This is a genomic window from Mesorhizobium sp. P2_E10, assembly GCF_056404235.1.
On the sequence record NZ_JBFUEK010000002.1, the window covers coordinates 79,511 to 92,836 of the forward strand.

Genomic DNA, 13,326 nt, shown 5'->3' on the forward strand with positions numbered 1-13,326 from the left:
TGGGGGGCTTACAAAGCCTATCTTCAGAAGGAATTTTCTGAAGCTGCGCCGACGCCTGGCTGGCGGCTTCGCGGCCTGTTGAGAGGTCATCCATCCAGGTCATTGGCGATGCTGGACGACCGAACCTATCGCGAGCACGACTACATCAACTTCACTTTGCAGAGGCGACGGCGGGAAACCTACAATTCCCGTCTCGCACAGGTGCTTTTCAGCAAGCTGGATCAGAAGGTGTGGCTCGACTGCGTCATGCCGTCGGTCGCGCCGCCGGTCACCCATTATCTTGCCGGCCGAAAGCTCGTCAGCCTCGACGGCAATGGCGAGATCCTGGAGCTGGATGCGCTCCTCGTGCTGCTGGCGCGCAAGGGCGAATTGTTCCTGAAACCGTCCGGCCAGGGCCAGGGATTTGGCGCCATGAGGCTGGTCCAGACGCCGGACGGCATTCTTGCCAACGGCAAAAGCTTCGAGCCGCGGCAATGGCTGGCCGGATTTTTCGGGCAGAACCGCACTGGCTATCTGGTCTCGGACATCATCGCGCAGGGACCGTGGAGCGAAGCTTTCTTTCCCAACACATTGAACACCCTTCGCGTGCTGACCGGCACGCATTTTTCGGACCATCGCCCGGTCGTTCTCGCGGCGACGATGAAAATGGGCCGGCCGGCAACCTATCCCACCGACAACTGGAAATCGGGCTGGGGCGGGATCGCTGCTTTGGTCGACGTCGACAATGGCGCTCTGGCCGCCGGCCTGTCCTACAATGCGCAGGCTGGGCGGCGCGATTACGTGGAAACACACCCCGAAAGCGGCATCCAGATTCGCGGCGCCACCATACCCAATTGGGGTTTCGTGAAATCGGCGATGCTGCAGCTTGCCGGCCTGTTGCCGTTTCCCGGCCTCGTCGGTTGGGACGTCGCCCTGACGGCTGCCGGCATCGTCATCGTCGAGGCCAACACCAGCCCCGGCCTGGACATCCATCAATGCCACGGCAGCCTGAAACAGACGGCCGAGCAGCGGGCCTTTTGGGCAGAGATGCGCATGTGAGGCCCTCGCGATCCGGTGAATGCTCCGTCGCACCCTACTATTTCGCCTTTGACGGCGACGGCGTCGCAAAGGTAGTCTCCACCTGCACCCACGCCGAGAGCGAAGGTGGTACAATGGCGATGGTGGCCGCTCCGGCGAGGGTCATGATGGCATCGACGACGATGAGGACCACGATGTCGCTGACGACAATGGTGACGATTCCCCACCGGCGGTTACGCCCTGGTCTGGCAGGAAGATAAGGAATGATGGCGCCGTCATTGCCTCGACTTTGCCGGTTCGTCCTGCGGGCCTCGACGGCGTTGGCGCTCACGTTCGCGCCCTACCATGTCACGTTCGACGATGCTGGCGTTGCCAAGATTGTGCTCGCTGTCGCCCACGCCAACAATGGTGGCGGTAACGGCGGCGGCAATGGCGGCGGCAATGGTGGTGGTAACGGCGGTGGCAATGGTGGCGGCAACGGCAACGGCAACAGCGGCGGTAATGGCAAAGGCAACAGCGGCAGCACCGGAACCAGCAGCCACGTGAATGCGGTGACAGGCGACACCGTCAGCGTCATCGGCAATGCCATCAAGGTCGTCCATCCCAACGGCTTCAGGGAAGAGGTCGCCAACGGGCGTTTTGAAATGAAGGATGCGCTTGGCCGCAGGATCGTCGAGCGCGCGGCGACCGCCGCCGATTTGGCCCGCCTGAAAGGATTGTGAGGCCACGCAGAGTGCGGCAATTCAACAGTCGCTCGCGTCTCGTCTCAGCCGCGCGGGTGCCTTGTCGTGGTCCCCGGCTCGAAACCCGGCCCTCAGCCGGTGCGGTCCCGCGCCTCATGCATCAGAAGTGCCGCTTCGGTCCGGTTGCGGACATTGAGCTTGGCCAACACCCGCGTCATGTGGTGCTTGATCGTCTTTTCCTGCAGCGCCAAGCGCGTCGCGACTTCCTTGTTGCTCAAGCCTTCCGCTACCAGGCGCAGGATCTCCGCCTCGCGGCTGGTGAGCTGGCGGATCGGATCGGGTTTGCTGCTGGCCGGCTGCAGCAGGCCGGACAACAGCCGGGCCGACAGCGTCGGCGAAACGTAGCTTTCGCCTGCGGCGACGTTATGCAGGATTTCGGCCAGCATTTTCGAGCCGACGCCTTTCAGAACATAGCCGCGCACGCCGGCATTGAGCGCCTGGGCAATGTCGGCATTGGCCTCCGACACGGTCAGCATCACGATCTTCTGGCCGGAGGACCGCGCCAGGATGTTCGCTGCGGCGACAAGGCCGCCGCCCGGCATGCTGATGTCGAGCAGCAGGATATCGGGTGCCACGGCCTGGACCAGCCTTTCGGCATCCTCGGCGCTGGCGCCTTCGCCAACCAGTTCGAAGCCGCCGATTTCGCCAAGGCTGCGCGCGACGCCCTCGCGAAACATCGGATGATCGTCGACGATGGCTATGCGGATGACACCGGTCACGGTTGCTCCTCGACAGACAGTGTGATTACCAATCGTGTGCCTTGCGGCCCTGACAGTGTTTCGAAATGCCCGCCAATGCTTTCGATCCTCTCCCTCAGGCCGGCGAGCCCAAGACCTTCGGTCCTTGCCGGATCGAAGCCCGGCCCACCATCCAGCACTTCAACGAAAAGCTTGCCGGCTTTGATCCCGGCTTTCACCGCCTGGTTCCTGCCCTTTCCATGGCGGAAGGCGTTGTTCAACCCCTCCTGGACGAAACGATAGATGCTGATCTTCTCCGACGGGCCGAGTTCAGGCAAGCGGGAAGGAAGCGTCAGCGAAACCGAGGTTCCGGTCCGCCGTTCGTGCTCGGCGACGGCCAGCCGCAATATGTCCGGCACGGCCGCGGACTCGATCTGCGGCAGCACCAGGCCGTTGCAGATGCCGCGTATCTCGCTCATCGCCTCGCCAAGCGTGCTGTGGATACCGGCAACCTCGGCCTGGCGCTGTTCGGCCGAGGCGGCGGGGTCGAGCAGCAAGGGGCTGCCCACGCGCAGCGCCGCCAGCGCCACGAGCTGGGCCGGCCCGTCATGGAGATCGGCGCCGATGCGCCTCAGATAGCGCTCGTTGATGGCCGTGGCACGGCGCGAGGCGTGCTGCACGCGCTGGCGCAGCGTCGAGTTCTGCGACAGCAGTGCCTGCAGTTCTGCGACCTTTGCTTCGAGCGCCGTGCGCTGCGTCTCGATGGTGCGGCTGCCGCGAAAGACGATGCCGGACAAGAGCGCAAGCGCCGCCGCCGTGGCGCCGGCCACCACCAGCCAGCTTTGCCACAGGGCAACATTCAGCGTCGTTTCGAAGTCCTCGGCGACCTCGTAGATCTCCGAGACGGCGACGACTTCGCCCGACCACGGTTCGCGCACCGGATTGTAGATTTCGAGCAGCGGTCCAGTCGCCGTTCTTTGCTCGTCCCGACTTTCGGCATCGTCGTCGAGATTGTTGTACTGAGCCACGACATTGCCGCCAAAGGCGGCGACCAGGTTGGCATTCGGCTCGTACACCTTGCCGATCAGCGTCGTATCCTTGGCGTAGAGTATGGTGCCGTCGCGCCGCCACAGCTTGAACGAGGCCAGCCGTTTGCCGAGCGCGCCCTGGTCGAGCGTCTCGTCCAGCGCCCGCTTGACGCTGTCGCTGAGCTCGCGGCTCTTGCGCATGTCCGGCAACAGTGGCGCAATCACGCTGTCGACATAGAGCGCCGTGGTGGCGGCGGAGTTGCGGGTGACGCCTTGCCGGATCTGCGATGTCACCCACAGGCCGACCACCAGCATCACTGCCAGCAGGCCGACGCCGCCGGCAACGAGGAACTGCAACGCAAGCGACAGCTTGCTCCAACGCCGTAAGAAATCCTCAAGCAATCGCGCGACCCATCCTCACCTGCGCCTGTTATAGAGGCAGAACGGCGTTTGTGACATCTTGCTTTGTCTTGGCCGGGCTGGACTTTAGTCCGGCGCCATCGCGCCCTCGGCCGCCGAAGCGCGACGACGGCTCTACAAACAGTCTGAATCGATATATGCCAAGGCTCGTTGCGCGAGATTTGCAAAGAGGCCGACAACGGTGCGTGACCCCTATCTGGTCGAAACAACGGTCGTCGTCGGGCTCGCCGCCATTCTGGCGCTTCTCGCCTGGTTCTGGCGGCAGATGCGTCGCCGTCGCAAGGCCCGGTATCGTGAGAATCCGGCGAACGACTACGCCGTGCGCCAGGATTGGTCGAGCAGTCGCGGCAACCTCAACCACTCGTCCTTCGTCTATTTCGATGTCGATCGCGACGGCAGCTACGGGCTCGGCGATCGGCCCATGGCCGGCGTCATGGTCAGGCTGCACGACGGCAGCGGCCGCTTCGCGTCGCAGGCGAGGACCAACCGCAGCGGCTTCGCCAATTTTCCGGTGTCGAGGAAACATCGCAAGTCGCCAATCCATTTGCCCGGCATTTACCGGTTCACGGTTTCGGTGCCACCCGGCTGGCGCGCCAGCAGCGCCAACGAGGTCCAGTCGCAGCACTTTCAGCCGCTGCCGGGCTCGCCCACGGGAATGGTCAGCGAAGCGATGCTGCGGCCGGTCGGTCTTTTCCCGATACGGCGCCTCAGCGGGCGCGTGGCGGCAGCGGCGACCGTGTCGGTGGAGAAGAACGGGCAGGTGCTGGCCGTGCATCCGCTTGCCGATGCAGCCGACTTCCGCTTCGATCTCCCCGATGACGCCGACACCATCTACCTCGCCGGTCGCGGTTTTGCGCGCAGGCTGGCCCTGTCACCCTATCCGACCGATCTCGGCCTGCTCTCACCCGAAACCCCCGCCTTCGACAACACAGCGCCCTTGCAGACGATCGGCTTCGACGATGTCACCCCGCGCGAGTTCCGCAAGGTGCCGTCCGGCTATGCCGGGTTCGACTGGTTCAACCTGAATGCGATTTCGCGCGATTACCTCAAGGAGGCCGAGGGCTATGTGAACGGCAACGTCTCCGGAGACTACACTTGCTACACCAGCAGCGGCCACCCGGCCGAGTTCGGCAGCGAAAAGCCTTTCGGCTTTCACTCCGTGCTTATGACCGCAGCGTGGCTAAAGTCCGAAGGAGAGGTTGCCCTGGTGGAGAGCTGGCTTGGCGACCGGCTGATTGCCAGCGATGCCGTCACCTTGTCGGCGCTGACGCCCGTTCACTACGCCCCGATGCTCGCGCAGGTGACACGCGTGCGTCTTTCCACAAAGCACTATTGGCAACTCGTGCTCGACGACCTGGTGGTTGCCCGCTGAGCTTACACGTTGATCGAGTTGTTGCCGTTCGCCGTGACCTGCGAGAGCTTGCCCTTTTTGACCAGCACCGGCTTTGAATAGGCCTTCTTCATTTTCCTATTCTCCAATGGCGTGCGGCGCTATCACACCGCTCGTGCCTAGAAGCGTTTCGCGAGACACCACTCGCAAGCCGACTCAAAACAGCTGTTCGCCGCCGTTTAGCGCTGCGAATTCGTCCCGTTTTCCGCCGTAACCTGCGAAAGCTTGCCTTTTTTGACAAGCACGGGTTTTGAATAGGTCTTCTTCATGGGTTCCCACCCTCCAACGCAACACGATAATGCCAGATGGCTCGGTGCAGTCAACCTCACCGCGCCGGCGACCAAGTCCGGCATGCCCCTATCACAGTTCCTTCTCGGCTAGTTCCCTGAAAGCATCGGGCACGGAACGCGCCGCTTCCAGCGCCACCGTGCCATAACCGACCGCCTGTTTGCCAAAGCGCAGGCGGATCTTGTCGACGGCGCGGTCGGCGCCAAAGCGCGCCAGGCCCTTTTGGGTGCCCGGCCTCTGCTTCTCGTCGACAAGGCCAAGCGGCAGTTCGAGCTGCAGCTCGGCACTCTCCTCCAGATGCGATACCGAGATCGCCAGCAGTGAAATGGTCTTTTCCCCGGGGTAGGCGGCAAGCACGCCGCGCACCAGCTCCTCGGCGATCTCAGCCAGCATCAGTGTTGCCGAAATCGGCTGGTCGAGGGTGACCGAGCGGGTCACGGCGCTGAGGTCGGCAAAGCGGACGCGCACCGTCACCGTGCGGCCGGGCCGCGCTTTGGCTCTGAGCCGGCTGGCGACACGGTCGGCCAGATGCAGCAACACCGGCACGAAGATTTTTGCCTCGGCCGGTTTCCTGCCGAGCGCCGATTGCGCCCCGGCCGAATGCGCCCGCCGATGCGTCACCAGTTTTCGCGGGTCGCGGTTCCACGCCAGCGCGGCAAGCTTTTCGCCGGCGGCAGGCCCGAGCAGTCGCTCCAGCGCGCCGCTGTGCGTCTTCGCCAATTGGCCAATGGTCTCGACGCCGATCTCGGCCAGCCGCGCTTTGGTCGCCGGGCCGACGCCCCACATCAGACCGACCGGCAAATCATGCAGGAAGGCAAGTTCGCCGGCGGGATCGACCACCACCAGCCCGTCAGGTTTTGCCACTTGCGAAGCGATCTTGGCCAGGTGCTTGGTGCGGGCCACGCCGATCGAGATCGGCAGGCCGAGTTCTTGCCGCACCCAGTGGCGTATCGTGGCGGCGATCTTCGCCGGCGAGCCGAACAGATGCGTGCAGCCGGCGACATCGGCAAAGGCCTCGTCGATGGAAATGCGCTCGACCAGCGGCGTAAAATCGTCGAGCACTTTTATTGCCGCGTCGCCCAGCCGCTGGTAGTCGCTGAAATGGCCGCCGACGAAGATCAACTGCGGGCAGAGCTGCCGGGCGCGCCGTCCAGGCATGCCGCCGCGCACGCCAAAAACCCTGGCCTCGTAGGAAGCGGCGAGCACAACGCCGCCGCCGACGGCGATCGGCTTGCCTCTAAGCGAGGCGTCGAGCAGTTGCTCGACCGAGGCATAGAATGCGTCGAGATCCGCATGGAGAATGGTGGGTTCCATCCCGACCGTTTCCTTGCGGCGCTGCAGCATTAGCCGCGTCTATTTTGAGGGGCGTTTTACCGAACAAATACAGAACAAATCGTGCCCTTTGTCAAGCGGAGATGCGGCGCCGCACCTTGACTGGCGCGGCGCCGGGCAATCAGCCTTTGATGAAGGCAAGCAGGTCGGCGTTCACCTCATCCTTCTGGGTGGTGCAGATGCCGTGCGAACCGCCCTTGTAGACCTTCAGCGTCGCGCCCTTGACCAGTTTCGAAGACAGCAGCGCCGAGTCGGCAATCGGCACGATCTGGTCGTCGTCGCCATGCAGGATCAGCGTCGGCTTGTCGAACTTCTTCAAATCTTCGGTCTGGTCGGTCTCCGAAAACGCTTTGATGCAGAAATAGCTGGCAGGCATCCCGGCCATCATGCCTTGCAGCCAGAAGGCATCACGCACGCCTTCAGAGACCTTCGCTCCGGGCCGGTTGTAGCCGTAGAATGCCATGGTCAAATCCCTGAAGAACTGCGAGCGATCGCTCAGCACACCCTTGCGGATGCCGTCGAAGACATCGATCGGCAGACCGCGGGGATTGGCCGCCGTCTTCAGCATCAGCGGCGGCACCGCTCCGATCAGCACCGCCTTTGCCACGCGGCCGGTGCCATGGCGGCCAATGTAGCGGGCAACTTCGCCGCCGCCGGTGGAGTGGCCGACATGGATCGCGTCCTTGAGGTCCAGCTGCTGCACCAGTTCGGCGAGGTCGTCGGCATAGGTGTCCATGTCGTTGCCGTGCCAGGGCTGGCTGGAGCGGCCGTGGCCGCGGCGGTCATGGGCGATGGCGCGATAGCCATGCGATGCCAGGAAGAACATCTGGTCTTCGAAGGCGTCGCTGCTCAACGGCCAGCCATGGCTGAAGACGATCGGCTGACCCTTTCCCCAGTCCTTGTAGTAGATCTCGGTTCCGTCCTTGGTGGTGATGATGCTCATAGGGCTTGTTCCTTGTTGATGAGAGGTTGCGGAAATTTGGCCGCCGGCGGCGGTGGAAGGGAGTGCGGCAATCAACGGCAGCGTCGCCATGCCCGCGCCGGCGAGCATGATCTGCCGCCGCGAGATGGAGCCGGTGGGCCGAAATTGGTCGGGCGAGGTGACTGGCACGGCTTCCTCCTGTGTGGTTGCTTTGTTTGTATCGCGCGATTAGATCGTGCGCGATATAAAAGGCTGAAGCATGTGCTGGTGTCAAGCGCTTGCGATAAGATCGCGCACGATATATGTTCACGAGCGCTTTATGAGGTTCGTTATGGCCGACCAGAAAACCGCGCCGAAACCGCAAGACGCGTCGATGCAAGATGATGCGTTGCGACTGAGCGAGTTCCTGTGCTTCGCCGTCTACTCCGCCAACCACGCTTTCAATCGCGTCTACAAGCCGCTGCTCGACGAGCTCGGCCTGACCTATCCGCAATATCTGGCGATGGTTCTGCTCTGGGAGCGCGATGACCAGACGGTCGGCAGCCTCGGTGACAGGCTGTTCCTGGAATCAAGCACGCTGACGCCATTGCTCAAGCGGCTCGAGGCGTTGGGCCACATCAGCCGAACCCGCGATCCCGACGATGAACGCCAGGTGCGGGTGCGCCTGACCGACAAGGGATGGGCGATCCGCGAAAAGGCGAGGGCGGTGCCCGCTTGCATCCTGGAAGCGTCGGGCCTCAAGAGCGATGAGCTCGGCCGGCTGCGCAACGAGATCGTCGCTCTGCGCAAGGCCCTGGAAGACCACCACAAAGCCTGAACGCGGGTGCCGCGTAAGCGCCCACGACAAAGTCGCCCATTGATCGCCTCTTGCGGGAACATTGTCGATCGCAGCCGCGTTGATAGTCGTGATGGGACGCTGTTTGCGGGAGGCCTGACATGGGCCACTTTGAAATGATCGATCTTGTCTGCATCGTCGACGCCTGCACGACCGGCCGCTCCGCCGGGCGGGTCGTGTCGATGGCCAAGGCGGTGGAGGAATTGCGGGTGCTGACAGGGGATTTCGTCTCGTCGGATGAAGCGGCGGCGAATGCGCTGTCGGCAGTGGCGCTGGAGTGCGGCTGCGCGGTGCTGTTCGACGAACAGGCCGGGGCCGACATCACGTGGGCGCCCTGGTCGAGTTGAGGCGGTCGCGGCAGGTTAGGACCTTAGTCTGATCGGCATAGGACCTTTGCGTTCCAAAGGCTCCAAACCCGAATTCGATTTAGCAAAGTGCTGATATTTCAAAGGGTTGAAGGAGTTCTCCGATTCGGAACGTTCGTTGGCGACTGCTTCGCTCGCGCATTGAAACCACATTTATCCAAAGTTTACCGATAGCATTAGCGATTTCTCATATCTTCCCTCTATAGCGGTTGCTGGCGGTGGCGATTCTCGGAGGAATATCATGACATCCCGAAAGACCCTTTTTGCTGCGCTCGCAGCGTTCGCGCTTCTGGCGTCTCCGGCGTTGGCCGGTAACGGCCACGGCAATGGCGGCGGCAACGGTCACGGCGGCGGAAACGGCAATGGCAATGGCGGTGGAAACGGCAATGCTGGTGGCAACTCCGGTGGCAATTCCGGCAAAAGCGGTTCGCACGGCAAGTCGGCATCAGCCAAAGGGCACGTGGGCAAGGCCGAAACGTCTGTTGCAAGCGTTGACGACACTGAGCAGACGGCTTCTGTGTCGAAGGAAAAGAATATCCATGCCAAGCTCGGCCGGTTGAACTCGCTACAGCGCAACATCAACGCCTATATGAATTCCAAGAGCAAGAAGTTCGCTGGGATCCAGGCTTTTGTGACACAGTCGGCAGTAGCCAAGAACGCTCAAGCCGCGGCAGATGCCGCCAATCAGGCGGTCGACGACGCCCAGGCCGCGCTCGACGCGCTGGAGGCGAAAGCGGCTGACCCGAATACCCTGCCCGAAGATGTCCCGACCCAAGAGGAGCTCGATGCCGCGCAGGCCGCGCTCGACGAAGCCACTGCGGCGGCGGTCGATCCCCAGGCTGCAGCCGACGCAGCAGCTGCCGACATCCCATCGCTCGACACAGCCCTTGCCGACATGGCCAACAAGCCAGTCGACGATGAGGTCAAGGACTGGGCCAACGGCGTGCTTGCCGACAAGATCGACCAGATGGCCGCCAAGCTGGCTCCGGCGACGCCGTAAGTTTCATCGCGGCTGAAACGACCCAGTCGACGATCAAGCCGCCGGGTTCGCCCGGCGGCTTTTTTGACGGCATGTTGGAACTGCCAATCTCCCCCCGGCTGGCAGTGGGACGCGTTGTCCCTCCGGCGTCAATGTTCCTGCATGCGATCAATTAGGGGAAAGGCGCTGCTAACCCTCGGTAAGGCATGGAGTATCTGCATTTGCTGATATAGGCTTCCAGATGTCGGGGTTTAAACGGCATTGGGAGGACAAGACATGCCTAGGGTTTCAGAACTCTTCTTCAAAACAGCCATCGTGTTTCTCATTCTGGGCATAGCCGCCGGTCTGCAGATGGCGATCTCGGGCGATCACGGCGCCTTCCCGGCACACGCGCACATCAACCTGCTGGGATGGGTAACCAGTGCCATCTTCGGCGGCTACTACGCGCTCAATCCGGCAAAGGCCGAACGCAAGCTCGCCATGATCCACTACGGCCTCTACACGCTTGGCATCGTGGTGATGTTGCCGGCTCTGTACCTGATGCTGCAGGGCAACCCGGCGCTTGAGCCGATCGTCGCAGTCGGCTCGCTCATCGTCGCCGCCGCCGTGCTGATCTTCGCTGTCGTGGTCTTCTCGTCCGAGGCGGAGCGCTCGGCCTCGGGAGTGCGGGCGGCCTCGCACTGAGGCCACTGCCGGCCACGCCACGGCGCGTGGCCGAAACTGTCTGCCCCGCGCTTCCCTCGGAGGCGCGGGCCAATCCTTGCTCGCAGGCGGCCGCACCGATGGCGTGAACAGCGTTAACCACGTCGCCATGCCGGACCGAACCAACGGGCGTGCCGGCCGTTTCTCCTTATGGAAGATCGCCAACCGAGATTTCGCTGTCGCCCGGAGCCGTCCGGTACCTGGACGGTGTGGGGTGACGTTGCCGACGCGCCAGCCAGCCTGGGAGGCTGCGCCCTTCTCGGCCGCACATGGGAGCGCGCCAAGGTCGCCCGCGATGTGCTGCGGCGGATTTACGACAATCACCTGGAGGCGCGATCGGTTCGCCGGCCACCGGCCCCGGTAGTGCAGCGTGTCGACGATCTGATCGCCTCGATCCGCACCCGCGCCCGCTCCGACACAAATGCGCAATAGGACTTGACCGCCTCGGTTCAGCAATCGCAGGTACCTTGCTGGAGCCTGGGGGCAGTGTACTTCTCGAACAACTGAGCTGATCTGGAAGTGCCTTGCAGCCGATGGTTGTCGCGCAAGTTATTACTGTGTCGCTGCTGGGCGTCATCTGTATTATTTCGTGATCGTCTGGCGCTGGAACCATCCATCGCAACCCACGTTCGGGCCTATTCGCGATGCCTCATTTATAGGCAGGCACGGGCATGCGAAGAGGGTGGGGCGGCAAAACAAGAGCGGGTTGGGGCAGGAGCAACATACCATGTCGAAACGAGAAATCGGAACATCCCCTGCCTTGGGGATGCGTGTCGCCGATCTGAAAGCCAGGATGCGAAACGCCCAGATTACCGAACATGAAATGAAAACCTTCCACAAGGTCGCTGCCATCATGGGGAGCAACGACGGCTCCCTAGGCCTGGACACCGACGATCTGATCGCCGCGTCCTTCGTGACCGAAGCGCTGGGCGAGCCCACGTCGAATTGATAGCCGGTCACCACAACTGAAAAATACGAGCGCATGACCCGCGAGCTTCGATTAGCCAGGCACCGTTGGAGCGCCCCTGCGTCGATTTGGACACAGGGGCGCTCCAACGTGTCGCTGATCTCTGCCCCGTGGGTTGACAATGCGCTTATCGCAGCGAGATGTTGCATTGTTGAAAACGAGGGCAGGATGGTTGCAATGAAGAAAACCTACGAAAAGCCTGTACTGACCAAGCGCGAGAAGCTGTCGACCGTAATCGCGCAGCAGGTTTCACCTCCCCCTCAATAAGCGCACGGCGTCTGGCGGTCGCGAATATCTGCGGTCGCCGCAGCGAGATGTTGCATTGTTGAAAACGAGGGCAGGAATGATTGCAATGAAGAAAACCTACGAAAAGCCTGTGCTGATCAAGCGCGAGAAGCTTTCAACCGTAATCGCGCTATCTTCACCTATCCCCCAATAGGCGCATCGCGCTTTTTTGGTTCTATGCACCAGGATTGATGCGCAAGACCAATTGGTTGTAGCCACATCTGGCGGTCGCGAATATTCGCGGTCGCGCCGACGAGGCGCAACACACGCAGGCAAGACGCGCCGAATGTTCACCTCCGCTGACCCAGTCAGTGGGGATTGTTTGTCGGTTTCAGCTTGTAGTCAGCTGTGTCCGACAAAGGCCGGAACCCGCTCGACATCGTCCCTCATCAGGCCGGTCGCCAGGCCGAACTGGCCGACGAACACCAGGCTGTTGAAAGCCAGGCCGGCGGCAACGGCCAAAGGCACCTGCCAGACCGGCATGCCCGTCTGGCGTGCTTGAGTGGCGATGCGCAAGCTCACGCGCCAGGATGTGGAGGCCCAGCGCCGCAGCGCCTTGAGCACGCGCCGGGGACGTGAGGCGGTGGTCAGGATCGCATATTTGCGGTCGGCGTCGCGGCCGGTGACCAGTGCGCGCCACAGAAAGAACCCCAGTCCGCGCGGTGGATAGTGGCTGGCCACCGCCGCGACCCTCATCAGGTCATGGCCCTCCGCCTGCAATTGCCTGGTCAGCAGCGTGCAGGAGACCTTGAAACCGTTGCTTTGCGGAAACGGATGACCGGCTAGCCAGCTTCGCCTGAACGCGCAGTTGTTGGCGTTCAGCGCGCGCTTGGCGGCAAAGCGCTGGTCATGGTCGCGAAGCGGAAAGAACCACAGCAGCGCGAAGGTCCGCGAGGCAAAGTCATCATAGCCAAGATAGGTGTAGCCGTTCACCACCACCGTGCGCGCATTTTCGAACGGCTTCAGCAAAGCCGGCAGCCAGCCCGGCTCGACGACACAGTCGGAATCGCAAAGAATGACGATCTCGCCCGTCGCCTCGGCAATGCCGCGGTTCTTCAGCTCGTAATAGCGCCCGTCGGGCAAGGCGGCGAGGGCCAGCGCCGCGGCCATGCCTAGCTCCGGCACTCTGGCGGCAATCTCATCCTGCAAAAGCGGTGTGTCCAAGGCTTCTCCGGAATGGACGAAGATGACTTGCGGCTTTGCCGCATATCCGAGATCGGCTGCAGCCCTGATCTCGCGGGCAAGTGCCGCGAAACCGACGCCGATCTCGTGCCAGTCGATCGCCTTGGCATTCTCCATCTCGACGATGATCGAGTAGCTTTCGCGCACCATGTCCTATTGGCCCCGGCCCTGAAGCCGCAGCCATAGCCGACTGC

The 13,326-nt window shown here is 62.6% G+C and carries 17 protein-coding genes; 10 read left to right on the top strand and 7 right to left on the bottom strand.

The annotated features are described in order from the left end of the window. The first annotated feature begins 108 nt into the window (after positions 1-108). Entirely contained in the window at positions 109-1,038 is a 930-nt protein-coding gene (locus tag AC1D0N_RS04965; RefSeq protein WP_477242037.1) for a sugar-transfer associated ATP-grasp domain-containing protein, read from the top strand. 37 nt (positions 1,039-1,075) lie between these two features. Here AC1D0N_RS04965 and AC1D0N_RS04970 read toward each other — a convergent pair whose 3' ends face one another. After that, positions 1,076-1,348 carry a hypothetical protein gene (locus tag AC1D0N_RS04970; protein ID WP_477242039.1) on the bottom strand — a complete coding sequence of 91 codons (273 nt, stop codon included), beginning with the start codon at positions 1,346-1,348 and terminating at the stop codon, positions 1,076-1,078. Between AC1D0N_RS04970 and AC1D0N_RS04975 the strand changes: the two genes are divergently transcribed. Beyond that, on the top strand, positions 1,338-1,739 hold the full coding sequence (locus tag AC1D0N_RS04975; RefSeq protein ID WP_477242041.1) for a hypothetical protein: 402 nt from the start codon (positions 1,338-1,340) through the stop codon (positions 1,737-1,739). The two genes, AC1D0N_RS04970 and AC1D0N_RS04975, sit on opposite strands and share 11 nt — an antisense overlap. Before the next feature lie 92 nt (positions 1,740-1,831). Here AC1D0N_RS04975 and AC1D0N_RS04980 read toward each other — a convergent pair whose 3' ends face one another. Continuing rightward, positions 1,832-2,479 carry a LuxR C-terminal-related transcriptional regulator gene (locus AC1D0N_RS04980; RefSeq protein WP_477242043.1) on the bottom strand — a complete coding sequence of 216 codons (648 nt, stop codon included), beginning with the start codon at positions 2,477-2,479 and terminating at the stop codon, positions 1,832-1,834. Then, complete coding sequence (locus AC1D0N_RS04985; protein ID WP_477243086.1) at positions 2,476-3,834, bottom strand: sensor histidine kinase; 1,359 nt, start codon at positions 3,832-3,834, stop codon at positions 2,476-2,478. Before AC1D0N_RS04985 ends, AC1D0N_RS04980 begins: the two co-directional genes overlap by 4 nt. A gap of 232 nt (positions 3,835-4,066) precedes the next feature. Between AC1D0N_RS04985 and AC1D0N_RS04990 the strand changes: the two genes are divergently transcribed. Then, on the top strand, positions 4,067-5,257 hold the full coding sequence (locus tag AC1D0N_RS04990) for a hypothetical protein (protein WP_477242045.1): 1,191 nt from the start codon (positions 4,067-4,069) through the stop codon (positions 5,255-5,257). 197 nt (positions 5,258-5,454) lie between these two features. Here AC1D0N_RS04990 and AC1D0N_RS04995 read toward each other — a convergent pair whose 3' ends face one another. From AC1D0N_RS04995 to AC1D0N_RS05005, 3 genes are all read right to left on the bottom strand, one after another. Further along, the gene (locus tag AC1D0N_RS04995) at positions 5,455-5,544 is read right to left on the bottom strand and encodes a putative RiPP precursor (RefSeq protein ID WP_477242047.1); all 90 of its coding nucleotides are present in this window, start codon (positions 5,542-5,544) and stop codon (positions 5,455-5,457) included. Positions 5,545-5,635: 91 nt separating this feature from the next. Continuing rightward, positions 5,636-6,877, bottom strand: coding sequence for a DNA polymerase IV (gene dinB, locus AC1D0N_RS05000; RefSeq protein WP_477242049.1), 1,242 nt, complete (start codon positions 6,875-6,877; stop codon positions 5,636-5,638). A gap of 139 nt (positions 6,878-7,016) precedes the next feature. Beyond that, positions 7,017-7,838 (bottom strand): alpha/beta fold hydrolase, encoded by an 822-nt coding sequence (locus AC1D0N_RS05005; RefSeq protein WP_477242051.1) that lies wholly within the window; start codon positions 7,836-7,838, stop codon positions 7,017-7,019. 352 nt (positions 7,839-8,190) lie between these two features. Here AC1D0N_RS05005 and AC1D0N_RS05010 point away from each other — a divergent pair, with 352 nt between their 5' ends. The 7 genes from AC1D0N_RS05010 to AC1D0N_RS05040 all read left to right on the top strand — a co-directional run bounded on the left by AC1D0N_RS05010 (position 8,191) and on the right by AC1D0N_RS05040 (position 11,932). Beyond that, positions 8,191-8,634 (top strand): MarR family winged helix-turn-helix transcriptional regulator, encoded by a 444-nt coding sequence (locus AC1D0N_RS05010; protein WP_477243087.1) that lies wholly within the window; start codon positions 8,191-8,193, stop codon positions 8,632-8,634. A 119-nt stretch (positions 8,635-8,753) separates the two neighbouring features. Next, positions 8,754-8,999 carry a hypothetical protein gene (locus AC1D0N_RS05015; protein ID WP_477242053.1) on the top strand — a complete coding sequence of 82 codons (246 nt, stop codon included), beginning with the start codon at positions 8,754-8,756 and terminating at the stop codon, positions 8,997-8,999. Positions 9,000-9,258: 259 nt separating this feature from the next. After that, a complete protein-coding gene (locus tag AC1D0N_RS05020; RefSeq protein WP_477242055.1) occupies positions 9,259-10,017 on the top strand; it encodes a hypothetical protein in 759 nt (252 codons plus the stop codon). A gap of 255 nt (positions 10,018-10,272) precedes the next feature. Beyond that, a complete protein-coding gene (locus tag AC1D0N_RS05025) occupies positions 10,273-10,680 on the top strand; it encodes a hypothetical protein (protein ID WP_477242057.1) in 408 nt (135 codons plus the stop codon). A 225-nt stretch (positions 10,681-10,905) separates the two neighbouring features. Next, the gene (locus AC1D0N_RS05030; protein ID WP_477242059.1) at positions 10,906-11,130 is read left to right on the top strand and encodes a hypothetical protein; all 225 of its coding nucleotides are present in this window, start codon (positions 10,906-10,908) and stop codon (positions 11,128-11,130) included. A gap of 295 nt (positions 11,131-11,425) precedes the next feature. Beyond that, complete coding sequence (locus AC1D0N_RS05035; protein ID WP_477242061.1) at positions 11,426-11,647, top strand: hypothetical protein; 222 nt, start codon at positions 11,426-11,428, stop codon at positions 11,645-11,647. A gap of 195 nt (positions 11,648-11,842) precedes the next feature. Further along, positions 11,843-11,932, top strand: a complete 90-nt coding sequence (locus AC1D0N_RS05040) for a putative RiPP precursor (RefSeq protein WP_477242062.1) — start codon at positions 11,843-11,845, stop codon at positions 11,930-11,932. A 360-nt stretch (positions 11,933-12,292) separates the two neighbouring features. On the opposite strand, the gene AC1D0N_RS05045 is transcribed toward AC1D0N_RS05040, so the two are convergent. After that, positions 12,293-13,282: a glycosyltransferase gene (locus AC1D0N_RS05045; RefSeq protein WP_477242064.1), complete on the bottom strand. Its 990-nt coding sequence runs from the start codon at positions 13,280-13,282 to the stop codon at positions 12,293-12,295. Between the last annotated feature and the right edge of the window lie 44 nt (positions 13,283-13,326).

Excerpts from the sequence above, each read along its gene's own strand:
- AC1D0N_RS04965 (WP_477242037.1), top strand. The coding sequence starts at position 109 with ATGCTGGACGACCGAACCTATCGCGAGCACGACTACATCAACTTCACT.
- AC1D0N_RS04995 (WP_477242047.1), bottom strand. The coding sequence starts at position 5,544 with ATGAAGAAGACCTATTCAAAACCCGTGCTTGTCAAAAAAGGCAAGCTT.
- dinB (WP_477242049.1), bottom strand. The coding sequence starts at position 6,877 with ATGGAACCCACCATTCTCCATGCGGATCTCGACGCATTCTATGCCTCG.
- AC1D0N_RS05005 (WP_477242051.1), bottom strand. The coding sequence starts at position 7,838 with ATGAGCATCATCACCACCAAGGACGGAACCGAGATCTACTACAAGGAC.
- AC1D0N_RS05010 (WP_477243087.1), top strand. The coding sequence starts at position 8,191 with ATGCAAGATGATGCGTTGCGACTGAGCGAGTTCCTGTGCTTCGCCGTC.
- AC1D0N_RS05015 (WP_477242053.1), top strand. The coding sequence starts at position 8,754 with ATGGGCCACTTTGAAATGATCGATCTTGTCTGCATCGTCGACGCCTGC.
- AC1D0N_RS05020 (WP_477242055.1), top strand. The coding sequence starts at position 9,259 with ATGACATCCCGAAAGACCCTTTTTGCTGCGCTCGCAGCGTTCGCGCTT.
- AC1D0N_RS05025 (WP_477242057.1), top strand. The coding sequence starts at position 10,273 with ATGCCTAGGGTTTCAGAACTCTTCTTCAAAACAGCCATCGTGTTTCTC.
- AC1D0N_RS05035 (WP_477242061.1), top strand. The coding sequence starts at position 11,426 with ATGTCGAAACGAGAAATCGGAACATCCCCTGCCTTGGGGATGCGTGTC.
- AC1D0N_RS05040 (WP_477242062.1), top strand. The coding sequence starts at position 11,843 with ATGAAGAAAACCTACGAAAAGCCTGTACTGACCAAGCGCGAGAAGCTG.
- AC1D0N_RS05045 (WP_477242064.1), bottom strand. The coding sequence starts at position 13,282 with ATGGTGCGCGAAAGCTACTCGATCATCGTCGAGATGGAGAATGCCAAG.